A 23,585-nucleotide genomic window follows, 5' to 3' on the forward strand; every position below is an offset into this window, starting at 1 on the left:
GTTTGCTGCTATCGAGATCTTTAGCTGTTTCCGGGGTGCGCCGACTGGACAAAGGCGCTGGGCGAACGGCCATAGGCCTGTTTGAACGCCGCGGTGAAATGGCTGTGGCTGGAAAAACCGAGATCGAGCGCCAGTGCCGTCAGATCATCGCAGCGCGGCAGCAGATCGAGCGCGCGGGCAAGGCGCAAGCGCAGGTGATAGCGGTAGAGCGGCATGCCTTCGACCTGCTGGAACACCTGGGTGAGATAGACGGGCGAGCCGCCGATCTCCCGGGCAATGTCCGCCAGGGTCCAGCGGCGGGAGAGATCGCCCGCCAGCAGCAGCTTGACCCGGTCGGCCAGCCGGCTGCGGGCAAAGCTGGCGCGCGGCGCGTGCGAGGTGCGCGGACCAAGGCTGCGGCACACCAGCGTCAGCAGCAGGCTTTCCGCTTCCAGCGGCTCGATGCTGGCGTTTTCCAGATGGTGCCGGAGGAGCGCCACCAGCGACTGCGCGCGCGGGTCGATGCGCTGGTGCTGGCCGCGAAACCCGAACATACCGCCCTTTTTCATGAGGGACGGCGGCGCCAGCTCCTGCAAAACGGTTTCGGGCAGCGCCATGGACAGGCTCGAGTCACCGCCGCCAACGGGGTGGCTGACCTGATAGCCCTCGCCCGCATTGAAGAACAGCACGTGGTTGGCGTCGGCCACCGCCTGCCCGCTGCCGACATGCCTGACATAGACACCGCGATAGGGGAAAACGAGGTGGGTGGCGGACGTGCATTCCTCGGCGCTGCGATGCCGGCAATGGCCGTGGCAGCGGACATTCTTCAGCGATACGACATCCGTATCGAGAAGATCGCTGACTTCAAATTCAGGCATTCCGGCCGTATTGCAAGGCTCGTTCATCGAAAGTCCAATTTCCCGCGGTGCTGTTTCAGCCTACAACAGGACTCCTGACATCCTGATGTCAGGAGCTTTGAACAGACAATTCATCGGCAAATGATTGCTCGCCAATCGCCGAACGAGCCCTTATAAGGGGGCGCAGTGCGGTTTGTTGGGGATAAAGTTCCGCGTGCCTCGATATTGCCATGTTAGACAATAGCCTCGCGCGCAATGGAAGCGTGACGTACGGGACCTGATGACGCGATCAAACGCAAAAAGCAGAATCGAACAGGCAATCGACGATAATTTTGGCGCCATCCGCCAGATATCGCGCATTGTCCGCTTTTCGCTTTTCACCCATGCGCGTTTCCTCTCGGCCATTCTGGTCGCCGGGATTGCCTCTGCCGCCATGTTTGCGGGTGTCCTCACCGTCATGAACCGGCGCCCGCCCGTGGCCATCGCCGCCATTGCCGCACCGCTGCGCACGCGGCCCGAAGCCGCGCCGAAGGGCGACCGCCTCCCCCCGCCGGCCATCGTGCAGGCGGTACCGGTGGCCAAGGTGCTGGAAAGCCAGGCGGACGGTTCGACGGAAAAATTCGCCTATCATCAGGTCAAGATCGGCGCGAACAAGCAAGCGCAGACGCGGACCGGAGCGGGCCATGCCGCCGCACTCGCCCAGCGGTTTCCGCCCGCCAGCACCGATCCGTTCCAGTCCATTTTGACGGAGAAATCCACGAAGACCAAAACCACGGCCATGCCCGTGGCATTGGCGAGCTTGGGCGAAGAACGCATTCTCGTGCGCGGAACGCCGATCAATGTCAGCACGGCCAAGGTGCAGCCCGCCCCCGCTGTCGAGCAGGTGGTTGCCCTGCCCACGCAGGGCGGAGACATCGGCGGTCTTCTGGCCGCAGCCAACATGACCAACGAGGACCGGGCGGCGCTGCAGACGGCGCTGACGGCCAGCAGCAGCGCGTCGCCGGAGCGGATCGAGCTTCTCCTGGAAAAGGCGCCGCGCAAGGATGCGCCGGAGCGGCTGCTGATGGCGCGGCTTTTCCGGCATGACAGCCCGCCATCCGATCTGGCGCGCGACGATGGCGGTGTCCTGCGGCGTGTCAGCAACCCGCGGCAGTTCGAACGCCTCGCCCATGACGCCCACATGGCAAGCGCCGATGCGACCAGCCCCGATACGCGCAGGGACGACCGGGCGCAGGCGGCCGAAAAGGAATTTCCCGCCGCCATGCAGCAGCTGGAAAAGCTGAATGTTCCGGCCCACATGGCGGGACAAATTCTGCAGCTTGCCAAGGAAAACGGTATCAAGCTGACCGATGCGGCCCTGCTCGACCAATCCGTCGAACTGGTGTTCCGCACCAATGAACAAGGTGAATCCGAACCTGTTGCCGTGACCTTCAACACGAAGGACAAGACCAAGCGGTTTTACCATTACCGCGCAGCGCCCGGCAACAAGGCGGAATTCTTCGACGAGGACGGCCAGTCGGCCTCCAAGACCCTGATGAAAAACCCGGTTCCGAACGGGCGGCTCGGCGATGGTTTTGCCTGGCGCACGCACCCGATCCTGAAAGTGCGCAAGCACCACAACGGCGTCGACTACGCTGCGCCGTTCGGCTCGCCCATTCTTGCGGCGGGCGATGGCGAGGTGGTGCTGATCTCATCGGAATCCGGCTACGGAAAATATGTCCGCATCAAGCATGATGGCGGGTTCTTCACCACCTATTCGCATATTTCGCGAACCCCGCCATCGCTGAAAGTCGGCCAGCGTGTCAGCCAAGGGCAGGTGATTGCCTATATCGGCTCGACCGGCCTCTCCACGGGCCCGCATCTCTACTACGAACTGCGCATCGGCGATAAATATTACGACCCGACCGCAACACCGCTGCCTGCCGGAACCGATCTTGAAGGCGCGCGATTGACGGATTTCCGCAAGCAGATCAGCCACGTGGAAAACATCGAGAACTATATCGGCGCACGCATCGCCACCGCATTTGCCCCGCCGGACGATGGCCGGGTGCACACGGCCATCCACTAGATTTTTGCAGGACCAATCGGCGAAGGCCGATCAGTGGCTGCCCGTTTCACTGTCGAGATGCGCCATCTGCGCGGCAGCATAGCGTTCCCCGGCCGCAGCGCCTTTCGGCACAGCCTGCTCGATGCGTTCCAGATCATCCCGGGACAAGCTCAGATCCAGCGCGCCCAGTGCTTCGCTCAGGCGATCCCGGCGGCGGGCGCCAACAACGGGAATGATGTCATCGCCCTGTGCAGCAACCCAGGCGATGGCGATCTGCGCAACGGTGACACCCCTGGCTTCGGCGATGCCCTGCAGGGCATCGACCAGACGCAGGTTCTTGTCGACATTCTCCCCCTGAAAGCGCGGGCTGTGGGCGCGGAAATCCGCCGGGCTGGCCGCATCCTTGCGCCAATGGCCGCTGATCAGGCCACGTGACAGCACGCCATAGGCGGTGATGCCGATGCCCAGTTCCCGGCAGGTGGCGAGAATACGGTCCTCGATACCGCGCGAAATCAGCGAATACTCGATCTGCAGATCGGCAATCGGATGGATGGCGGCAGCGCGGCGGATGGTTTCGGGTCCAACCTCCGACAGGCCGATATGCCGGACAAACCCGGCCTTCACCATGTCCGCGATGGCGCCGATCGTCTCCTCGATCGGCACATTCGGATCAAGACGCGCCGGGCGATAGACGTCGATGTAGTCGACACCCAGCCTTTGCAGGGAATAGGCGAGCGAGGTTTTCACCGCCGCGGGCCGTCCGTCAAAGCCGATCCAGCCGCCAGCAGGGTCGCGCTGCGCCCCGAACTTGACGCTGAGGATCGCCTGATCGCGCTTTGTGCCCTTGAGCGCTTCGCTGATCAGCAGCTCATTATGGCCCATGCCGTAGAAATCGCCGGTATCGAGCAGGTTGATGCCTGCTTCCAGCGCCGCGTGAATGGTCGCAATACTCTCGGCACGATCGGCGGGACCGTATATGCCGGACATGCCCATGCAGCCCAGACCCAATGCCGAGACCTGCGGACCGGTTGCACCCAATGGACGAATTTGCATTTTGTCGAGCTCCTTTTGCCGCCGCACTTCCTGCGGCAGGTTGGCTCTTTATAAACCAAGGACATTTGTGCGATAATCTATCATACTATGTACGGGTTGTACGGAAAACCGAACAATGAACGATCCCAATCTCACCGATCTCGATGCGCTTGTGTCCGTGGCGCGAGCCCGCAGCTTTCGCGGCGCCGCCAAGCTGCGCGGTGTCTCGGCCTCGTCGCTCAGCGATGCCATCCGCCGGCTGGAAGAGCGTGTCGGCGTGCGCCTGCTCAACCGCACCACACGCAGCGTTACGCCCACGGAGGCAGGCACACGCCTGCTCGAACGGCTGACGCCGGCACTCGGCGAAATCACCGGGGCGCTCGACGCGCTCAACAGTTTTCGCGATAGCCCGACGGGAACGCTGAAGCTGAATGTTCCCACCATCGTCGCCCACTGCATCCTGCCGCCTATTGTCAACCGGTTCCTCGCGGCACATCCGGGCATCAGGCTGGAAGTGACCACCAACGACACCTTCATCGACGTGCTGGCAGCCGGTTTCGACGCGGGTATCCGCTATGATGAAAGCATCGAACAGGACATGATCGCCGTGCCCATCGGCCCGCGCACCCAGCGTTTCATCTGCGTTGCAACACCGGCCTATCTGGAAAAGCACGGCGAACCGCGGCACCCGAAGGACCTGCTGCAGCATGCCTGCATACGCCACCGCTTTGCCAGCGGCGCCATTGCGCCGTGGGAGTTCGAGCGGAATGGGGAACTGGTGAAGGTCAACCCGACGGGACCGTTGATCGCCTCCACCATGGATCTGGAACTCGGTGCGGCGCTGGCGGGACTGGGGATCATCAGTACATTCGAGGAATTTTTGACGGAAGGCCTCGAAAGCGGCGCTTTCCGGCCCGTCCTCGCCGAATGGTGGCAGAGTTTTTCAGGCCCCTTCCTCTACTATCCGAGCCGCAGGCTCATGCCGGCTCCGCTGCGCGCATTCGTGGATTTCATCAAATCCGGCGGCGCGAGGCCTTGAACGAGGGATGCCTATTCGTCCTCTTCCTCGTCATCATCGGACTCGATCACATCCCAGATGAAGGCGTTCAAACGCTCTTCGATGCTTTTTCTGGAAGCGCCGGCTTTTTCCATCTCGCGCTTGATCTTGACGAACTGCGCCTTGTCTTCGGGCGAGAGGTATTTTGCGGCGTTTTCAAGTGATGACATGGAACTGGACATACGCGGCTCATACCTTTTCGGGCGCGACAATGGAAGGATCATATCACGCCCAGAGCCAGTCCACCCTCAAGAAGTTCAGGCAATATGCTACTCCTGGCCGTCATCCCGGCCGCGCTCCGCCTTGTCACGACCCGCAGGGTCAAACAGGAGCAGTGGTGGATTGCCGTCACCAAGCGGCATGTGACTGAGGATATGGATCCGGTTTTGCGCATCGCGACGGATGGAATAGACCAATTCGCCATCAAGACCGCTGTTCATCTGCCTGCTTGCGAGCCGGAACCGCAGCGTCAGCGCCACCAGCCCCAGCACGAAGGTGGGCGGAACGATCAGCCACAGCACCTTCAGCCAATCGGAGAGCGATTGGTACGTGTCAAAAAAATCCTGCCAGAAACTGTAGGTATCCACGGAGCGCTCGAAATCATTGTTACTAGAAAAGATGATAATATCCTATAATGGGATAATCCGAAAGTGGGATTAATCACGATGCTCCAGTTTTTGGTTGGAGCACATGACAAAGTCCTTTCATTCAGAGCCTTATGCCGATTTCTTGGCTGTTCTTGTTGCCGCTCGACAGGCGAAGGGATTTACCCAGCAGGCCGTTGCAGACCGATTGCAAAAGCCGCAATCCTATGTGGCGAAGATTGAAGGTGGCGAGCGCCGTATCGACATCATTGAATTTATCGCACTTGCGCGTGCGTTGGAAATCGACCCATCGGCAATGTTCACCGACACGCTGCGTGCAATCGATAGCACCATTTAATACGAGTTTAAATCGAAGTTGGGTGATGCTTGGCATCCCGGCTCTGCGTGGTTCGACAAGCTCACCATGAGGGGGCTGGGTTGATTGCAAGGAGCCATATTCTGCAATGTTTGCAATTAGCTTTGCAGCCATCCACTTCCCTCATGGTGAGCCTGTCGAACCACGCAGGATCAGCTTGCAGCGCGCAAAACCATCTCCGGCGCCAGACCCACGAGCTGCGTATAGCGCTCGGGGTCCGTGGCCCCCTCGGTGTTGACAATGAACACGCGCGAACCGGCATCAAGATGGATGGCTTTGCGCAGATCATGATCTTCGGCAACAGCGAGCAGGCCAGCCAAACCGGCGCCACCGCTTTCCCCCGCAACGACGGCCATGTCCTTTCCCAGCGGCCGGGCCAGGCGGTTCATCGCCGCGACTGCGCTGTCCTCTTCAACCGTCATGAACGCATCGGCGGTACGCGAGAGGATACGCCAGGCCACCGGTGACGGTTCGTAGCATTCGAGCATCGCCATGACGGTGGCTTCGCCGTGGGCGATCTTGACGACCTCGCCCGCCTGGGCGCTGGCAAAAATGCAGGCGGCGCGGGCCGGTTCGACCACGATGAAGGCCGGACGTTCTTTTCCAAGACCAAGCGACAGATATGCTGCGAGTGCAGCGGCAACGCCGCCCACACCGGCCTGCACGAAGACGTGGGTTGGCGTTTGCGGCAGTGCACGCAAGGCTTCGCGGATGATGGCCGTGTAGCCCTGCATCACCAGCCCGGGAATGCGTTCATAACCCGGCCAGGAGGTATCGGACACAACCGTCCAGCCATTGGCCGCGCATACCCGCGCCGACTCCCGGATGGAATCGTCATAGGTGCCGTCGACACGGATCATCTCGGCGCCGTAGCGGGCAATGGCCGCCACCCGTTCATCGCTCACCCCCGCGTGCACGAAGATCGCCGACTGCGCACCCACAAGCCGGGCCCCCGCCGCGACGGACTTGCCGTGGTTGCCATCGGTCGCGCAACCGAAGGTCATGCCGCTGGCGATGGCGCGAACGGGCGGTGTGTGGAGTTCCGCAATATCCACGGCGCGTCCCAATTGCCGCTCCGCTTCTTCGAGCACGAGCCGGATCACGGCATAAGAGCCGCCCAGCGCCTTGAAGCTGCCGAGACCGAGGCGCGCGCCCTCATCCTTGACGTGCAGCGCGGCAATGCCGAGACCGGCGGCCAGCGCGGGCAGTGCATGCAGTGGCGTCGGCGCGTGATTGTCCCGGTGGGACAGATACCGTTCCACTTCCGCCGCGGCGTCGACACCAAGGGTCTCCGCGTCCCGCGGGTCGAGCGGCTCATTGTGGGTGGGATGCCGGTTAAGGATCAACATTGCTCTTTCACTCCTGCCGTTTGCGCATTTATAGTGCGCTTGAAGCGAGAAAAGCGCTCTTATTTGGCTTGGCTTGCGCAAGTTTGTTGCATGAATGAGGTGTTCCATGGCCAAACCACTGCTGACCGCGCCAGCCGAGCTCGATCATTTCGATCTTGCGATCCTCGACATCCTGCAGAAGGACAATGCAACGCCGCAACGGGTCATCGGTGAAGCGGTCAACCTTTCCGCTCCGGCGGTGCAGCGCCGGATCAAGCGCATGGAGGAAAGCGGCGTCATTCAGGCCAATGTTGCCGTCCTCGACCCCGCCAGGCTCGGGCAGCCGATCACGATCCTTGTCGAAGTGGAGGTGGAAAGCGAGCGCATCGATCTGATCGATGCGGCGAAAAAGAGCTTTGCCGCGGCACCGGAGGTGCAGCAATGCTACTATGTCACCGGTGAGGCCGATTTCATGCTTGTGATCGTCGTTGCCAGCATGGCCGCCTATGAAGGCCTGACCCGGCGGCTGTTCTTTGCCAACCACAATGTCAAACGCTTCCGTACGGTTGTGGTGATGGACCGCGTCAAGGCGAGTCTCGCCATCCCGCTGATCTGATCTTCATCCCGGTTTTCGAGGCCGGCGCGCGAGACCGCGCGCCGGATTGATATTGCTTGCCCGCTCTGGATCAAACTTGACGGGCAGCACCATGCCTCAGCCGTGCCAGCAGGTTGAGCCAAGGCATCCCATGGAAAATGCTCATCAGCACATACATGACGGTCATGCCGCTGAAGGGCGATACATTCTGCATCGCCGAGCAGATCATGCCGGCGTCGCCGGAGAGGGCTGTGACGAGCGCCATGACGGCGAATGTCGGTGCCGCGGCGAGACGCAGCCAGCCGGCAAGGCCGGGATCGGAAGCGCTGCCGGAGTCCGGGCGGAACATCGACGTTCAACCCTGACCGTATTTATCGTGATGGCGCCACCAGACACCGTTCTCATTCCGGCCGAACGGCGCACGATCCAGCCATTGATACATGCCCCAGATGCCGTCGAGGCCGCGCGCATAGCTGGAATAGGTGTGGTAGACGACGCCTTTATCGAGCACGAAGGCGCTCAGCCCCGGCCGGTCACGGGTGAAGGTGGCGGCATCGGTGCCGGTCATGGCCGCCATGAGATCGACCGGCCCTTCTTCACCGCGCAGCTTCCATTGCTGAACGGTCTTGCCCGCCGGCGACTGGGGCGCCGCCGGTTCCCGGCGGAAATTGTATTCTATGCCACCGTTGTGCTGTTGCTCCTCCGTGAACAAGACGCTGAAATCCTGGTTGAAATCAGTGTTGAACGACGAAGCCCACGGGAAATTCCAGCCCATGCGTTGTTTGAAACCCTGCAGTTTCGCCAGCGGTGCACGCGATACCGCCGAGAAGGCGACGTCATGATTTTCCAGATGGACGGTGATGCCGTTGAACCCGTCGGCGATCGCCGAGCAGGACGGGCAGCCGGCGGTATAGTCGGGTCCGAACATGAAGTGGTAGACGAGAAGCTGCGAACGGCCCTTGAACAGATCCGCCAGCGAGGCGCTTCCCGCATCGGTATCGAACCGGTATTCCTTGTCGATGCGAACCCAGGGCAGTTCCTGGCGCCGCTGTGTCAGCGCGTCGCTGCGCCGCGTCAGATCCTTCTCATCCTTGAGCAGGTCGATCCGCGCAGCCAACCATTCTTCGCGCGTTCCAGTTATATGAGATGTCATCATTCTTCTCCTTCGATTGTCGGTTGCCTGTCGTCCGTCATTGCCGGTGCGACATGTTGCTTACCGGTCCTGAGTTTAGGGCCGGATACCGAAAGCATGGGAGTTACAATTGTGACGGGATTTCCTTGGGCATGTCCCTTGCATGGTCACGCACCGCATGGTGTGCCATCGCAATTGTCCGCGAACCTCAGGAACTGAGCGGTTTGTCCGGTCCCGGGTCGCCACCCGCTGCCGCCACCACCAGCCTGCGCAGGTAGTGGTTCCAGCCCTTTTCGTGGTTGACGCGTTCCGTCTCGTCCGGCAGCCCACTATGGGTGAAGCGCACCAGCGTGCCTCCCTCCTTCTCGATGAGGTCGATCTCGACCAGGCTCGATCCCGGCGGCACGTTTTCATGCCCTTCCCAGCCGAAACTGTAAGCGAGGCGGTGGACAGGAATCACCTCGGTGAACTGACCGCGAACAGTGTGCGCGTCGTTGATGCTGAGGAGATAAATGCCGCCGGGATGCGGCTCGATTGTCGCTTTTGTCCCCATCCAGCGCAGGATCTTGTCCGGATCGGTGAGGAAGGCGAAGACCGTCGCCTGCGGGGCGGCAATCTCGATTTCATTGCGAAGCGTCTCGGTCATCGGCGATCTCCTCCCAACAGGACGCACACTCACTTCGGCATCGCGCAATGTAAGCCAATCGGGATTTCGCGCAAGAAACAAAAGCGGATGACAGGGACCCGGCATCGCTGCATGATGGCGGGCATGCAGTTGCCGTCCGCTCTTTCCTTTCTCGTCGACGAAGCGACCGGTATGCCGGATGGCGATGCCTTTCTGACGGCGCTCGCCGCCCGGCTCATCGCCGACGGCCTGCCGCTGGCCGGCGGCACGCTCACCCAGGCAGCGCCCCATCCGGTCATTGGACGGCGCACCTGGCTGTGGCGCGCCGACACGGGACAGGTGATCGAGGCGCTGGGCCTGGCCGGTCCAGCCGAGCTCCAGGATGCCAACCTTGCCGGCAACTGGCTGGCCAGCCTCGGGACGAACACCGTGCAGGAGGATTTCGCCAACGGTGCCGTGCTTGGCTGGGCCGCGCACCGCCCGCTCACCGGGGAGGAGTCGGACCTGCTGCGCCAGGCCGCCCGCTTTGCCGCAGCGCCGCTGGCATTGCTGGCCGCGCGCTCGACACTGGCCGCACTCCTGACCACCTATCTCGGCCGGCGCAGCGCGACGCAGGTCCTGGCCGGGCGTTTGCGGCGCGAGCCGGGCGAGACCATCCGGGCCGCCTTGCTGTTCGCCGATCTTCGCGGCTTCACCGAATTGTCGGAGACAACAGGAGCGAAGGACGTGATTGCCGCACTCGACGCGTGGTTCGACCGGATCGCCGGTGCCGTCCATGCCTTTGGCGGCGAGGTGCTGAAATTCATCGGCGATGGCGTTCTGGCGATTTTTCCGATTGGCGAGCGTGATGCTGCCGGCGCCTGCGGCGCGGCGCTGCGTGCGGTCGCCGCTGCCCGTGCCGGGATGGACCACCTCAACCGCGACCGCGCCGTGCGGGGTGTGCCGCCACTGTCGTTCGGCACGGCACTGCATCTCGGCGACATGCTGTGGGGCAATATCGGTACGGCCGACCGGCTGGATTTCACGGCCATCGGACCCGCCGTCAATCTGGTCAGCCGGTTGGAGGGCCTGTGCCGCCCGCTTGGCCACACCGTCTTGCTTTCGGGCGCCTTCGCGGCGGAAACCGCGCAGCCTCTGATCCCGCTCGGCGAGCACCGGCTGCGCGGCATTGCGGTGCCCTGCGCGGTGTTTACACCGGCACAGTGATGCTGCGCCTTTTTCCCGGACGGGCGGCTGTCTTCAACCGCCCTCCGGCAAGCCACCCTGTCGTTACAGGGTGGCCATATCGATGACGAAGCGGTAGCGCACGTCGCTCTTGAGCACGCGCTCATAGGCTTCGTTGATATCCCTGATATCGATGGTCTCGATTTCGGCAACGATGTTGTGCTCGCCGCAGAAATCCAGCATTTCCTGGGTTTCCTTGATCGAACCGATGCCCGATCCGGCGAGGCTCTTGCGTCCGGCGATCACCGAGAAGGCATTGACGGGAACCGGATGCTCCGGTGCCCCGACGAGAACCATGGTGCCGTCGATCTTCAGCAGGCCGAGATAAGCATTCCAGTCAATCGCCACACCGGCGGTGCAGATGATGACGTCAAAGGTTCCCGCAAGAGTCTTGAACGTTTCGGGATTGCTGGTTGCATAATAGTGGCTTGCGCCGAGCTTCAACCCATCGTTCTGTTTTGACAGGGTTTGGCTGAGGACCGTGATCTCCGCCCCCATCGCGTGACCCAGCTTGACGCCCATATGGCCAAGTCCGCCCATGCCGACAATGGCGATTTTCTTGCCCGGACCCGCCTTCCAGTGCCGCAGCGGTGAATAGAGCGTGATGCCGGCGCACAGCAGCGGCGCGGCGGCATCGAGCGGCAGGTTGTCCGGAATGGAAAGGGCGTAACCTTCCTTGACCACGATGGAATCCGAGTAGCCGCCCTGGGTGGGTGTGACACCATCGGCTTCAACGTCATTATAGGTCAGGACGATGCCTGGCATGTACTGCTCGAGATCGGCATCGCGCGCCGCGCATTTCGTGCACGAATTGACGAAACAGCCAACGCCGACGCGGTCGCCCTTCTTGAACTTCGTGACCTTTGCGCCAACGGCCGCCACGATCCCGGCGACCTCATGACCCGGTACCATGGGGAATTTGGAGCCACCCCATTCGTCGCGTGCCTGATGGATATCGGAGTGGCAGACCCCGCAATATTTTACCGAGATGACGACGTCATCGTCATTGGGTTCCCGCCGTTCGAAGACAAACGGGGTGAGCGGTTTGGAGGCGTCGGTTGCCGCATAGCCTTTAGCAAGAGCCATGAATGATTCCTTTTGAGATGACGAGATAAGTCGGGCAACCAGCTATGCCGCAAGCACGGCCCGGAGCAGTAGCGCAATCCTGCAGGCTTGTTGCACAATCCTCCAAATCAGCGGCCGCCATTCTCCCGGCCCCGCAGTTCCGATGATGGACTGCGCAAACCCGGCATGATTTTCTATCGGAGAAATGCCTGTCCTATTTGCCGGTGAGGTCGCGCGCCGCTTCTGTGGTTTCTGCAGGATCGAGCAGCAGCAGCGGCGTCTTGCCTCCGGCAAGCGGGATATGGCTGACGACATGCAGCTGGTTGCCCGCATCGCGGTGAATGGAATAGACAAGCTCACCGTCAAAACGCTTTTCCACTTTCCTGCTCTCGATGCGGAAACGCAGCGTCAAGGCGACGAGCGCCAGCATGAAGGCGGGTGGAAGGGGTTAGGGTATCGGTTTGTATATTGAAGACTGCAAAACCTCCGGTGCGTGGTTCGACAAGCTCACCATGAGGGAAAGTGAGGATTACAGGCAGCACCATTCTGCAACCTTTGCGATTGGCATTTCAACCAAATCACCTCCCTCATGGTGAGCTTGTCGAATCACGCACCACGCACGAAGCTGGCGGGACGTTGAACCGACGGCGGAACCTCTCCTATTCCGCCGCCTCGGCCACGGCCGTGTCCAGCTTCTTGGCCGCAGAGGCCACGGGCAATTGTACCGGCTTCAGGAGCAATGCCATCAGCAGTCCGAACAGGGCGATACAGGCCGCCGTCAGGAACAACGGGGTGAAGGCAGCGGCATAGCTGTCGGCAAGCATCCGGCGCGTTCCCTCGGGAAGCGCCGCCATCATCTTGGGCGTCAGCTCGCCGATATTGCTGACGCCGGGAATGGCACCGGCACCGTGCGGCAGGTTGGCCGCGATGATCGCGCCATAGGCTGATATGGCGATCGAGGCACCGGCCATGCGGGCCAGCGACACCGAACCGGTCGCCGCGCCGACATCGCGGCTGCCCGCCGCATTCTGGACACCGATAATCGGAAGCTGCTGTCCGATGCCAATGCCGGCACCGTGCATGAGCATCAACAGGCCGATGATGACCACGGGCGTTCCCGCATGCACCTGAGTAAGCAGGCCAAAGGCAATGGCACTGAGCGTGAGACTGGCCACCGACAGGTATTTGTAGCGGCCGGTGGTCGAGATCAGCCGGCCTGTCAGAAGCGAGCCGCCGACAATGCCACCCGTCAGAAGAATGAACAGCAGTCCGGCAAGCGACGGGGACAGGCCCGTCGTGGTCTGCAGGAAGAAGGCGAAGTAATTGACCATGCCGATGGCGATCGAACCGCTGGCGATCGAAATGATCAGGAACAGGGTGAAGGTCGAATTGCCGAACAGCGACAGCGGAATGATCGGTTCGGGCGCTCGGCGCTCGACCAGGATCCATGCCGTGGCGCAAAGGACGGCAAATGCCACAAGCGAAACAGTCTGAGGTGCCAGCAGCGAACCGAACAGCTGGGCGCCATCGGCTGCCAGAACAAGGCTGGTCGTGGTCAGGGCGAGCAGGATGGCGCCGGCATAGTCGATCTTGGGCCGGCGCGCCGGTTTGCGGTAGGGCAGCATGAAGGCCAGCCCGGCAATCACGGCAATGCCGATCGGCAGATTGATCAGGAAGATCGAACGCCAGCCGAACAGGTCGCTCATCGTGCCGCCGAGCACAGGGCCGATGGCACCGGACGCCATGAACACAAGACTGATATAGCTCTGGTAGCGGGCGCGCTCGCGCGGCTCGAACAGATCGGCAGTGACAGAAAAAATCGAGACCATGACGCCGCCGCCGCCGAGGCCCTGCAGCACGCGCGCTGCAATCAGCGTGTTCATGGAAATGGCGAGACCGCAGACCGCCGAACCCAGCGTGAAGATGGATATGGCGGCGATCATCACATATTTGCGCCCGAACAGGTCGCCCAGCTTGCCATAGACCGGCATCACCGCACTGACGGCAAGCAGATAGGCCGAGCCGATCCAGGCGAAGCGCTCGAGCTCGCCGAACTCGCCGACAATGGTCGGCAGCGCCGTCGAGACGATCTGGTTGTCGAGCACGGCCATGAACATGGCTGCCATCAGGAAGAAGAAAAGCATCAACCGCTTGCGCGGGTCCGCAACGAGCGGCTCGAACGTGTTGGGCATGTTCATGGAGCGGGGTATCCGGTTTTGATTGGCGCAATTTATGTGCTATTAGCATACATATGTCAATCGCACTTTAATGCCTTTTGCATATTTTAATGCCGATAGGCATCTGTTATGCTGGAATCATGACAGAAATCACGACGACACAAAAAATTGAAACCCCGCAAACCGGGTCGAATGATGATCTCCTGCGCATCGGGCGGGTGATGACCCGCATGCGGCTGATGACCGGCCGGCGGGTGATTGCCCGTCTTGCCATACAGAAGCTGGCGCCCGGCCTTGAACTGACCCATCTCGACGTTCTCGATGCGGTCCGCCGCGGCGAACTTGCCGGCGAGGTGACGGTCGGCGTCATTGCCGAAACCCTGCGGATCGACCCCTCGCGCGCCAGCCGCATCGTGGCCGAGATGGTTGCCAAGAACGTGTTGCGCCGCAAGGCCTCGCAGAACGATGCACGGCGGATCGTCGTGGTCATGACGGCGCTCGGACAACGGCTGGTCGCCGAACTTCACGCGCTGAAGCAGTCCATTGTCGAAAGCGTGGTCGCCGACTGGTCGCCCGAAGACATCGAAATCTTCTCCAAGCTTTTTGAAAAATATGTCGATGGGTTCGAACAGCTGTTTGCGCGCAGCCCAACCGACCCGGCGGATTAGATGAGCTTGCGCAGCGTCAGCTCGTCCTTCAGATAGGCGTAATAGATCGGGGCCGCGACGAGACCGGCCACGCCGAACCATGCTTCCAGCACTACCATTGCGAGCAGCAATTCCCAGGAGCGGGACTTGATCCGGGCGCCGATGATCCGGGCATTCAGGAAATATTCGAGCTTGTGAATGACGACGAGGAAGGCGAGCGAGCCGACGGCAGCGATGAACGACACGCTCAAACCGACAATGACGATGATGGTGTTGGAGATCAGGTTGCCGATGACCGGCAGGAGACCGGCGACAAAGGTGACCACGATCATGGTCTTGACCAGCGGCAGGTGCACACCAAGGATTGGCAGGATGACGACGAGGTAGATCGCCGTGAGGAACGTGTTAAGTGCCGAAATGCGGATCTGCGAGAAAACGATGTTGCGGAATGCGCCGCTGAGGAGGCTGGCCCGCTCGACCAGCGCGACAGCCAGAGGGCCCGGCTCGCGCGACACATTCACCGTGCTCAGCGCGATCATGCCGCCGATCACCATGCCGACGATGACGCGAACGATCAGGACGCCGAAATCGCGCCCGACAAGCTGCAGCTGGCCGGCATGTTCGCGCAGCCACTTGGCCGCCATGGATTCCAGTTCGTCGAGACTGGCCGGAAAATACGCCTTCGCCCAGTCCGGCAGGTGAACCTGCGCCGTATCGATGATCTCAGCCATCTTCTTGAACAGCGAGACAACCCCTTCGGTACCGTTGGTCAATTGTCCGAGTCCGCTGACCACGGCGGCAACGATCAGAAGAATGAAAATGATCGCCAGCAGGGCCAGCGCCAGGGTCTTCGTCAAGCTGTTGGAAACACCCAGTTTACCCAGTTGGGGCGCGGCCAGATGAACAAGATTGTAGACAAGAAGTCCGGATAGCAGAGCCGAAAGCAGTCCTAGCTGCAGGACGGCAAAGAGGGCGACAAGCGTCAGGGCGAAAGACGCAATATAGAGCCGTGTGGCAGTCAGCAAGTGGCACCTTGAGAAGGGCGATCTGTTTCGGATTGTTCCTAGCCTTGAACGGCGTATGGACGCAAGCAAAAGCGGCTCAAATATGGACAAAATTTAATGGCTGCGGCAATTTCCAAGCAACCCCAATACCCGCTAATGTCCTGATTAACTTATGCCCTTTCGAGGGATGACAAGAACAGGTGAATGAATGGTATCGAAATCGCGTGTCCTGGTATCGATCCTGGTCATTGCGGCGCTGGGTGCAGGCGCTTATGTGACGCGGGATCGCTGGTGGACAAATGGTCTGGGCGTTGCGGCGCAGAATGCCGCCGCACCGTCCGGCGGCCAGAGTGACACCGGACGCCGGGGCGGGTCACGGCGCGGTGGCGGACAGAGCCTCGGCCCCACGCCTGTCCTGGTGACTGACGCCAAATCCGCCGACGTCCCGGTCTATATCGATGGCGTCGGATCGGTGCGGCCTCTCAATTCCGTGGTGGTGCGCTCGCAGGTCAGCGGCAAGCTGGCGGCCATCGAATTCCAGGAGGGGCAGGACGTGAAGGCGGGCGACGTGCTCGCCCGCATCGACGATGCGATCTACAAGGCACAGCTCGACCAGGCGACGGCAAAGAAGGCACAGGATCAGGCACTGCTTGCCAATTCCAAGCTTGACCTCGAACGGTATACCAAGCTTGCCCAGACCAATGCCGGCACCCAGCAGCAGGCAGACACGCAGCGCGCGCTGGTGGCGCAATATGAAGCGCAGATCAAATCCGACGAGGCCGCCATCGAAAGCGCCCAGGCAACGCTCAACTACACGGTCATCCGCGCGCCCATTGACGGGCGCACCGGCATCCGCAATGTCGATATCGGCAATATCGTCAGCACCTCCGATGCGACGGGCATCGTGACACTCTCGCAGATCAAGCCGATATCGGTGCAATTCGCCATCCCCCAACAGCAATTGAGCAAGATAAACCGGGCAAGTTCGGCCAGCACATTGGCTGTGCAAGCCATTTCCGGAGACGGCAAAACCGTCATCGACAACGGCACGCTTGCCGTCATAGACAATCAGGTCGATCCGACAACGGGAACGGTGAAGCTGAAGGCCAATTTCCCCAATGACAAACTCGTTCTCTGGCCCGGCGCATTCGTCAATGCGCGCCTGCTTGTCCAGACACTGAGCGGCGCGATTGTTGTCCCCACCGCAGCGGTGCAGCGCGGGCCATCGGGAACCTTTGTCTATCTGCTCCAGCAGGGCGATACGGTTGCCATGCGCCCGGTCACCGTGGGACAGCAAGACGATGTGCAGGCAGTCATTACCGATGGCGTTGCAGCCGGCGACCGCATTGTCACCACCGGCTTTGCCCGCCTGCAGGATGGCGCCAAGGTGCAGGTGACCAGCGCCGGGGATCAGGGGGCTGCGCCTGCACCGGACAGCACCCCGGCGACCGATGACAAACAGCCGGCGGGCGCACCCAAGAGCGGCGAACGGCAACACAAACGGCGCAACCAGAAGAATGCTGGCGCAAACGGCGAAGAGGCTGACAACGGAACCGCGAAATGAGTGTTTCCACCCCCTTCATCCACCGTCCGATCGCAACCTCGCTGCTGGGGATTGCCGTCCTGCTCGGCGGCATCCTCGGCTATCTCGCGCTGCCGGTTGCCCCCTTGCCGCAGGTGGACTTTCCGACGATCCAGGTGACGACACAGCTGCCGGGCGCCAATCCCGACACCATGGCTTCGCTCGTTACCGCTCCGCTCGAACGGCAGCTGGGGCAAATCCCGTCCCTTTCGTCGATGGTTTCATCGAGCGCTTTCGGCATCAGCCAGGTGACCCTCCAGTTCGATCTCGACCGGGATATCGACGGGGCAGCGCAGGATGTGCAGGCTGCGATCAACGCCGCCGGTTCCATGCTGCCGCGAACCCTGCCCTACCCGCCGACCTATGCGAAGGTGAATCCCGCCGATACGCCGATCATCACCCTTGCCCTGCGCTCGACGAGCTATTCGATCCGTAACCTCAGCGATTTTGCCGACACGATGATGGCGCAGCGCCTGAGCGAAGTCACGGGCGTCGGCAATGTCAATATCCAGGGCGGCGTACGGCCGGCGGTGCGGATACAGGCGGACCTGCCGCGGCTTGCGTCCTATGGCATATCGCTTGAAGACATCCGTACGGCGATCACCAATGCCAGCGTCGCCGGCGCCAAGGGCGCGCTTGATGGCACCCATCAGTCCTATACCATTTCGGCCAATGACCAGATTGTCGATCCGCAGAACTACAACGCGATCATCGTGACGTACAAGAATGGTTCCCCCGTCCTGCTCAAGGACGTGGCGACCGTTGTTGAAGGGCTGGAAAATGCCCGTGTCGGCGCCTGGTACCAGGGGCAGCCGGCGGTCGTCATCGACGTCATGCGCCAGCCGGGTGCCAATGTCATCGATACGGTCTCGCGCGTGCTGCAACAGATTCCGCGGCTCAAACAGGCCTTGCCGGCAGGCGTCACGCTGGATGTGGTGAACGACCGGACCAACACCATCCGCGCCTCGATCCATGACGTGCAGCTGACCCTCGCCATCAGTGTCGCGCTTGTCATCCTCGTCGTCTTCATCTTCCTGCGGACTGTCCGGGCCACCATCATTGCGGGCGTTGCCCTGCCGCTGTCGCTTGTGGCGACATTCGGCGTGATGTGGTTTGCCGGGTTCAGCCTTGATAATCTCTCCTTGATGGCTCTCACGATCGGCACCGGTTTCGTGGTCGACGATGCCATCGTGATGATCGAGAATATCGTGCGTCACATAGAAGATGGCGAAGGACCGCTGGATGCAGCGCTCAAGGGCGCTGGCGAGATCGGCTTCACCATCATATCGCTGACCGTTTCGCTGATCGCCGTGTTCATTCCGCTGCTCTTCATGACGGGCATTGTCGGGCGCATGTTCCGCGAATTTGCTTTGACGCTGACGATAGCGGTTATCGTGTCGGCGGTGGTTTCATTGACGCTGACGCCGATGATGTGCGCCCGCATCCTGCACGGCAAGGGCGAAGGCGAACGCAGCGGCATTCTGCATGGCATCGATCGCGGGATGGACCGGATCATAGCGGGTTACCGCAGTAGCCTTCTCTGGGCGCTGGACCGCAGCAAGCTCATGCTGCTGCTGACAGCCATCACACTGGCGGCAACCATTGCACTTTATGTCATTATTCCCAAAGGCTTCCTGCCCTCGCAGGATACGGGGCTGATAACGGCGATCATCGAAACCGAACCGACAACCTCATTCGAGGCGATCAAGCGAACCCAGGCTATCGTCACCGACAGGCTGCAGCACGATCCCGACGTCGCCGGTGTTGTTTCCGTCGTCGGAACCAGCACGACCAATCTCACGCCCAACACGGGCACGCTCAGCCTTGTGCTGAAACCGCAGGACCAGCGGTCGGATTCCGCCACCCAGATCATCGATCGCCTGCGCGGCGAAACCACCGGTATTCCCGGTGTGCAGGTCACATTCCAAAGCGTGCAGGATATCCGCATCAGCACCCGGACCAGCCGTGCGCCTTATCAATATACGTTGACCGGCACGGACACGGCGACCGTCGTCAATTGGGCGCAGCGGCTTGCAACGGAACTGCAGCGCGATCCCGCCCTTATCAATGTCGCTTCGGAAGTCGAAATGGGCGGCGGGCGCATCTTCGTCAATGTCGACCGGGAAACCGCTTCCCGGCTTGGCGTGTCGATGCAGGCGGTCAGCGACACCCTCAATGATGCCTTCGGGCAACGCCAGATCGGCACCATTTACGGACAGGCCAACCAATACCGCATCATCCTCGAGGCCTCGCCGCAATATCAGGCAGACCCGAAATCGCTGGACAAGCTTTATGTCAGCGGCGCCAACGGTACGCAGGTGCAACTGAGCGCGTTTGCCACTGCCTCGTTCACGACGGCTCCCCTGGTCATCGGCCATGACGAACAGTTTCCTGCCGTTACGGTCAGTTTCGACCTTGCTCCTGGGGCATCACTCAGCCATGCCGTCACCGCGATCCAAGCGGCGCAAAAAGCAATCGCCCTGCCCGACTCCATCCGTGGGCAATATTCCGGCGATGCCGCCGAGTTTGCCAGCTCCCTGGCGGGTGAGCCATGGCTGATCCTCGCGGCTATCGTCACGATCTACATCGTGCTTGGCGTGCTTTACGAAAGCGCGATCCATCCGATCACCATCCTGTCGACACTGCCCTCGGCGGGTGTCGGCGCACTAGTTGCACTGATGCTGTTCGGCCAGGACCTGTCCATCATCGCGCTTATCGGCATTGTGCTGCTGATGGGTATCGTCAAGAAGAACGCGATCATGATGATCGATTTTGCCCTCGAGGCGGAACGAACCGAAGGGCTGGATCCGCGCGCGGCGATTGTCAAAGCGTCGATCCTGCGCTTCCGCCCGATCATGATGACCACGCTCGCGGCGCTCTTCGGCGCGCTGCCGCTGGCGCTTGCCCAAGGGACAGGATCGGAACTGCGTATCCCGCTCGGCATCAGCATCATTGGCGGCCTCGTCCTCAGCCAGCTTCTGACCTTGTACACGACGCCCGTCATCTATCTCGGTTTCGAACGGCTGCGCAGCCGTATCGTCGGACGGCCGACCGGCACGCCCGCCCCTGAAACGGACGGCGCCCTATGAACATTTCGGACCCGTTCATCCGCAGGCCCGTTGGAACCACGCTTCTGGCGCTGGGGCTGCTGATCCTCGGGATTGTCGCCTATGGCTTTCTGCCGGTCGCCAGCCTGCCCTCGGTCGATCTGCCCACAATCCGCGTGTCGGCCAGCCGTCCCGGTGCCGATCCGGCCACAATGGCCGCCAGCGTCGCTGCTCCGCTGGAACGCCGCCTGGGCTCCATTGCCGGCGTTACCGAACTGACCTCGGTCAGTTCGCTCGGATCGACCAACATCACAGTCCAGTTCGATCTGTCGCGCGATGTCGACGGTGCGGCACAGGATGTGCAGGCCGCGCTCAATGCGGCGGCAACCGACTTGCCGTCCGATCTGCCGACACTACCCAGTTTCCGCAAGGTCAACCCGGCAGCCGCACCTGTCCTCATCCTGGCGCTGACGTCGGATACGATCTCCGCCAGCGCCATCTATGATGCGGCAGACACGGTTATCGTCCAGCGCATTTCGCAAGTCGACGGCGTCGGCGAAGTGACGGCCAGCGGCGCTGATCAGCCCGCTGTGCGCATCCGCCTCGATCCCGACCGGCTGGCCGCCATGGGCATGTCACTCGACAACGTGCGCACCGCGATCACCAACGCCAACGTGGCCGAGCCGGTTGGCTCCATCGACGGCGCTGATTTTGCCTTCTCGATCGGCACCAATGCGCAGCTGAAAACGCCGGAGGATTACGGCCGCGTCATTATCCGCAGCGGCGACGGGACTGCCGTGCGCCTTTCCGATATCGCCACTGTCGACCAGGGCGTGAGAAACAGCCGTTCGGATGCCTGGTATAACGGCAAGCCCTCCGTGCTTCTCAACATCACGAAGCAGGCCAATGCCAATGTCATCACCACCGTTGATGCGGTAAAGACATTGCTGCCCGATCTGAAACGGCTGATCCCTCCGGGCATCGACATTGCCGTCCTCTCGGACCGCACCACGACCATCCATGCCAGCGTCAACGATATGCAGTGGACCCTTCTGGCAACCATTTGCCTGGTGATGGCGGTCGTCATGGTTTTCCTGCGGCGCGCGACACCGACCATTGCGGCAGGTGTCACGGTGCCCTTGTCGCTGGCCGGCACCTTCGCCGCCATGTGGGCCTGGGGCCTGTCCATCGACAATCTTTCCCTGATGGCACTGGCTGTATCCGTCGGGTTCGTTGTCGACGATGCCATTGTGATGATCGAAAACATCTATGCCAATCTGGAAGCGGGCATGAAGCCGATGCGCGCAGCGCTCGAAGGCGCGCGGCAGATCGGTTTCACCGTTGTCTCGATCAGCCTGTCGTTGCTGGCCGCCTTCATTCCCCTGTTCTTCATGGGTGGCATTGTCGGCCGTTTCTTCCAGACGTTCTCGCTGACGCTTGCATTCACCATTGCGGTTTCCACCGTGGTATCGCTGACCGTCACGCCCATGATCTGCGGACACAGACTGAAGGCCCATGACACCGATGCACGCCCGGGTATTTTCGGTCGTCTCGTCGAAGGCACGCTGGATGCGGTTATCGGTTTCTATGGCCGCACCCTGAAGAGCGTTCTCTATCACCGGGTTCTGGCTGTTCTCGTGATTTTTGCCTGCGTGGCCATCACGGTCTTTCTCTACATCAAGGTCCCCAAGGGCTTTTTCCCGCAGGACGATACGGGCTTCATCATGGGTGGCACGCAGGCTTCCACCGACATCTCCTATCCGGCCATGGTGCTGTTGCAACGGCAGGCGGCAGAGATCGCGGGCCAGGACCCGGCGGTTGCGGGCGTTGGCTCCTCGGTGGGCGGCGGCGGTTTTTCCTCCGGCGTCAATCGCGGACAGTTGCTGATTTCGCTGAAACCGGAGAAAGAACGCGACCCGACCGCTGTCGTCATCGACCGCATGCGCAAATCGCTTGCATCCGTGGCGGGCCTTTCGACCTTCCTTTTTTCACCGGGAGACATCCGTGCCGGCGGCCGCTCGACCCAGTCGCAATATCAGTTCACCCTGTGGGATGCCAACTACAACGAACTGGTCACCTGGGCGCCAAAGATACTCGACCGCCTGAAGCAGGAACCGGGATTGACCGACGTCGCGACGGACCGCCAGCCGAACGGCTTGCAGGCCAATGTCACCATTGATCGCGTTGCCGCAGCCCGGATGGGGGTTGCAATCGGCGATATAGACAGCGCGCTCAACAATGCCTTTTCGCAACGGCAGATTTCAACCATCTATTCCGCACGCAACCAGTACCGCGTGGTGATCGAAGCGAACAATGACTATGCACGCGACCCCGCGCAGATCGCCAATCTGCATGTCACCGGAACCGGTGGAATTCAGGTGCCACTCAGCAGCGTGGCAAGGATCGAGCGCACGCTGGCACCTCTCGTCGTCAACCATCAGGGCCAGTTTCCGTCCGTCACCATTTCCTATAATCTGGCTCTGGGAACGTCACTGGAAGAGGCAAACAATGCGGTGCAGGCAGCTGTTCTGGAAATGCATCTTCCGGATTCGCTGCATGCGGAATTTGCCGGCGATGCGGCATCGCTCACCCAATCCACGGGCAGCCAGCCCCTGCTTATCCTGGCAGCCCTGCTGACGGTCTACATCGTGCTGGGCATTCTCTATGAAAGTCTCGCCCATCCGCTGACCATCATATCCACCTTGCCGTCTGCCGGGCTTGGCGCCCTGCTGGCGCTGGTGGTGACAGGCACGGACCTGACACTGATCGCCTTCATCGGCATCATCCTTCTGATCGGCATCGTCAAGAAGAACGGCATCATGATGGTGGATTTCGCCCTGCACGGCGAACGGGTTTCCGGCCTCTCGGCCGAAGAGGCCATTTACCAGGCGTGCCTCAAGCGCTTCCGGCCAATCCTCATGACAACACTCGCCGCTATCATGGGCGCCATACCGCTGATCATTGCCACTGGTCCGGGCACGGAGCTGCGCCGCCCGCTCGGCATCACCATCGTCGGCGGCCTTATCGTCTCGCAGGTTCTTACCCTCTACACGACGCCCGTCATCTACCTGATGCTGGCACGGCTGCATCACCGCTGGTCGGTCAGAAAACCCGCTGCCGCAGGCAAGGCCGGAATACCCCCGGCACAAGCGAAAATTTCATAGACTTTTAACAAATCGAAACGCTGGATGAACGACGGATTCCACGTCTGTTCAGGTTGCCCCGCA

General features: G+C 61.3%; 21 protein-coding genes. 9 read left to right on the forward strand and 12 right to left on the reverse strand.

Features of this window, described 5'->3' with window-relative positions:
• Nucleotides 1-20 precede the first annotated feature (20 nt).
• Nucleotides 21-857 carry a helix-turn-helix domain-containing protein gene (locus ACZ25R_RS18570; RefSeq protein ID WP_472461836.1) on the reverse strand — a complete coding sequence of 279 codons (837 nt, stop codon included), beginning with the start codon at nucleotides 855-857 and terminating at the stop codon, nucleotides 21-23.
• 259 nt (nucleotides 858-1,116) lie between these two features.
• Here ACZ25R_RS18570 and ACZ25R_RS18575 point away from each other — a divergent pair, with 259 nt between their 5' ends.
• Nucleotides 1,117-2,904 (forward strand): M23 family metallopeptidase, encoded by a 1,788-nt coding sequence (locus ACZ25R_RS18575; RefSeq protein WP_472461837.1) that lies wholly within the window; start codon nucleotides 1,117-1,119, stop codon nucleotides 2,902-2,904.
• A 30-nt stretch (nucleotides 2,905-2,934) separates the two neighbouring features.
• Here ACZ25R_RS18575 and ACZ25R_RS18580 read toward each other — a convergent pair whose 3' ends face one another.
• Nucleotides 2,935-3,936 carry an aldo/keto reductase gene (locus tag ACZ25R_RS18580; RefSeq protein WP_472461838.1) on the reverse strand — a complete coding sequence of 334 codons (1,002 nt, stop codon included), beginning with the start codon at nucleotides 3,934-3,936 and terminating at the stop codon, nucleotides 2,935-2,937.
• Between the two features lie 115 nt (nucleotides 3,937-4,051).
• Between ACZ25R_RS18580 and ACZ25R_RS18585 the strand changes: the two genes are divergently transcribed.
• A complete protein-coding gene (locus ACZ25R_RS18585; RefSeq protein WP_472461839.1) occupies nucleotides 4,052-4,954 on the forward strand; it encodes a LysR family transcriptional regulator in 903 nt (300 codons plus the stop codon).
• 11 nt (nucleotides 4,955-4,965) lie between these two features.
• On the opposite strand, the gene ACZ25R_RS18590 is transcribed toward ACZ25R_RS18585, so the two are convergent.
• Together ACZ25R_RS18590 and ACZ25R_RS18595 are read right to left on the reverse strand one after the other, a co-directional pair.
• Nucleotides 4,966-5,154 (reverse strand): hypothetical protein, encoded by a 189-nt coding sequence (locus ACZ25R_RS18590; RefSeq protein WP_130268630.1) that lies wholly within the window; start codon nucleotides 5,152-5,154, stop codon nucleotides 4,966-4,968.
• A gap of 87 nt (nucleotides 5,155-5,241) precedes the next feature.
• Nucleotides 5,242-5,559 carry a hypothetical protein gene (locus ACZ25R_RS18595; RefSeq protein ID WP_472461840.1) on the reverse strand — a complete coding sequence of 106 codons (318 nt, stop codon included), beginning with the start codon at nucleotides 5,557-5,559 and terminating at the stop codon, nucleotides 5,242-5,244.
• 103 nt (nucleotides 5,560-5,662) lie between these two features.
• Between ACZ25R_RS18595 and ACZ25R_RS18600 the strand changes: the two genes are divergently transcribed.
• Nucleotides 5,663-5,914 carry a helix-turn-helix domain-containing protein gene (locus ACZ25R_RS18600; protein ID WP_472461841.1) on the forward strand — a complete coding sequence of 84 codons (252 nt, stop codon included), beginning with the start codon at nucleotides 5,663-5,665 and terminating at the stop codon, nucleotides 5,912-5,914.
• 170 nt (nucleotides 5,915-6,084) lie between these two features.
• On the opposite strand, the gene ACZ25R_RS18605 is transcribed toward ACZ25R_RS18600, so the two are convergent.
• Nucleotides 6,085-7,281 carry a diaminopropionate ammonia-lyase gene (locus ACZ25R_RS18605; protein WP_472461842.1) on the reverse strand — a complete coding sequence of 399 codons (1,197 nt, stop codon included), beginning with the start codon at nucleotides 7,279-7,281 and terminating at the stop codon, nucleotides 6,085-6,087.
• 106 nt (nucleotides 7,282-7,387) lie between these two features.
• Here ACZ25R_RS18605 and ACZ25R_RS18610 point away from each other — a divergent pair, with 106 nt between their 5' ends.
• On the forward strand, nucleotides 7,388-7,876 hold the full coding sequence (locus tag ACZ25R_RS18610) for an Lrp/AsnC family transcriptional regulator (protein WP_472461843.1): 489 nt from the start codon (nucleotides 7,388-7,390) through the stop codon (nucleotides 7,874-7,876).
• A gap of 70 nt (nucleotides 7,877-7,946) precedes the next feature.
• Here ACZ25R_RS18610 and ACZ25R_RS18615 read toward each other — a convergent pair whose 3' ends face one another.
• The 3 genes from ACZ25R_RS18615 to ACZ25R_RS18625 all read right to left on the reverse strand — a co-directional run bounded on the left by ACZ25R_RS18615 (nucleotide 7,947) and on the right by ACZ25R_RS18625 (nucleotide 9,633).
• Nucleotides 7,947-8,204 carry a hypothetical protein gene (locus tag ACZ25R_RS18615; protein ID WP_472461844.1) on the reverse strand — a complete coding sequence of 86 codons (258 nt, stop codon included), beginning with the start codon at nucleotides 8,202-8,204 and terminating at the stop codon, nucleotides 7,947-7,949.
• A 6-nt stretch (nucleotides 8,205-8,210) separates the two neighbouring features.
• Nucleotides 8,211-9,008: a DUF899 domain-containing protein gene (locus ACZ25R_RS18620; RefSeq protein WP_464663187.1), complete on the reverse strand. Its 798-nt coding sequence runs from the start codon at nucleotides 9,006-9,008 to the stop codon at nucleotides 8,211-8,213.
• A gap of 187 nt (nucleotides 9,009-9,195) precedes the next feature.
• On the reverse strand, nucleotides 9,196-9,633 hold the full coding sequence (locus ACZ25R_RS18625; protein ID WP_403169728.1) for an SRPBCC family protein: 438 nt from the start codon (nucleotides 9,631-9,633) through the stop codon (nucleotides 9,196-9,198).
• A 123-nt stretch (nucleotides 9,634-9,756) separates the two neighbouring features.
• Here ACZ25R_RS18625 and ACZ25R_RS18630 point away from each other — a divergent pair, with 123 nt between their 5' ends.
• A complete protein-coding gene (locus tag ACZ25R_RS18630; RefSeq protein WP_472462516.1) occupies nucleotides 9,757-10,818 on the forward strand; it encodes an adenylate/guanylate cyclase domain-containing protein in 1,062 nt (353 codons plus the stop codon).
• Between the two features lie 63 nt (nucleotides 10,819-10,881).
• Here the strand turns inward: ACZ25R_RS18630 and ACZ25R_RS18635 are convergent, their stop codons facing one another.
• The 3 genes from ACZ25R_RS18635 to ACZ25R_RS18645 all read right to left on the reverse strand — a co-directional run bounded on the left by ACZ25R_RS18635 (nucleotide 10,882) and on the right by ACZ25R_RS18645 (nucleotide 14,099).
• Nucleotides 10,882-11,922, reverse strand: a complete 1,041-nt coding sequence (locus ACZ25R_RS18635; protein WP_472461845.1) for an NAD(P)-dependent alcohol dehydrogenase — start codon at nucleotides 11,920-11,922, stop codon at nucleotides 10,882-10,884.
• Between the two features lie 193 nt (nucleotides 11,923-12,115).
• Nucleotides 12,116-12,331 carry a hypothetical protein gene (locus tag ACZ25R_RS18640; RefSeq protein ID WP_472461846.1) on the reverse strand — a complete coding sequence of 72 codons (216 nt, stop codon included), beginning with the start codon at nucleotides 12,329-12,331 and terminating at the stop codon, nucleotides 12,116-12,118.
• Between the two features lie 229 nt (nucleotides 12,332-12,560).
• Complete coding sequence (locus tag ACZ25R_RS18645; RefSeq protein ID WP_472461847.1) at nucleotides 12,561-14,099, reverse strand: MDR family MFS transporter; 1,539 nt, start codon at nucleotides 14,097-14,099, stop codon at nucleotides 12,561-12,563.
• A 119-nt stretch (nucleotides 14,100-14,218) separates the two neighbouring features.
• Between ACZ25R_RS18645 and ACZ25R_RS18650 the strand changes: the two genes are divergently transcribed.
• Entirely contained in the window at nucleotides 14,219-14,746 is a 528-nt protein-coding gene (locus ACZ25R_RS18650) for a MarR family winged helix-turn-helix transcriptional regulator (protein ID WP_464662588.1), read from the forward strand.
• Here ACZ25R_RS18650 and ACZ25R_RS18655 read toward each other — a convergent pair.
• Nucleotides 14,743-15,750 (reverse strand): AI-2E family transporter, encoded by a 1,008-nt coding sequence (locus ACZ25R_RS18655; RefSeq protein WP_472461848.1) that lies wholly within the window; start codon nucleotides 15,748-15,750, stop codon nucleotides 14,743-14,745. The genes ACZ25R_RS18650 and ACZ25R_RS18655 overlap by 4 nt on opposite strands.
• 187 nt (nucleotides 15,751-15,937) lie before the next feature.
• Here ACZ25R_RS18655 and ACZ25R_RS18660 point away from each other — a divergent pair, with 187 nt between their 5' ends.
• The 3 genes from ACZ25R_RS18660 to ACZ25R_RS18670 are packed head-to-tail and all read left to right on the forward strand — an operon-like array spanning nucleotide 15,938 to nucleotide 23,522.
• Entirely contained in the window at nucleotides 15,938-17,293 is a 1,356-nt protein-coding gene (locus ACZ25R_RS18660; RefSeq protein ID WP_472461849.1) for an efflux RND transporter periplasmic adaptor subunit, read from the forward strand.
• Nucleotides 17,290-20,400, forward strand: a complete 3,111-nt coding sequence (locus tag ACZ25R_RS18665; RefSeq protein WP_472461850.1) for an efflux RND transporter permease subunit — start codon at nucleotides 17,290-17,292, stop codon at nucleotides 20,398-20,400. The genes ACZ25R_RS18660 and ACZ25R_RS18665 overlap by 4 nt, the downstream gene beginning before the upstream one ends.
• The gene (locus tag ACZ25R_RS18670) at nucleotides 20,397-23,522 is read left to right on the forward strand and encodes an efflux RND transporter permease subunit (RefSeq protein ID WP_472461851.1); all 3,126 of its coding nucleotides are present in this window, start codon (nucleotides 20,397-20,399) and stop codon (nucleotides 23,520-23,522) included. Before ACZ25R_RS18665 ends, ACZ25R_RS18670 begins: the two co-directional genes overlap by 4 nt.
• The last annotated feature ends 63 nt before the right edge of the window (nucleotides 23,523-23,585 follow it).

Source organism: Phyllobacterium sp. RCAM01083 (genome assembly GCF_055685835.1).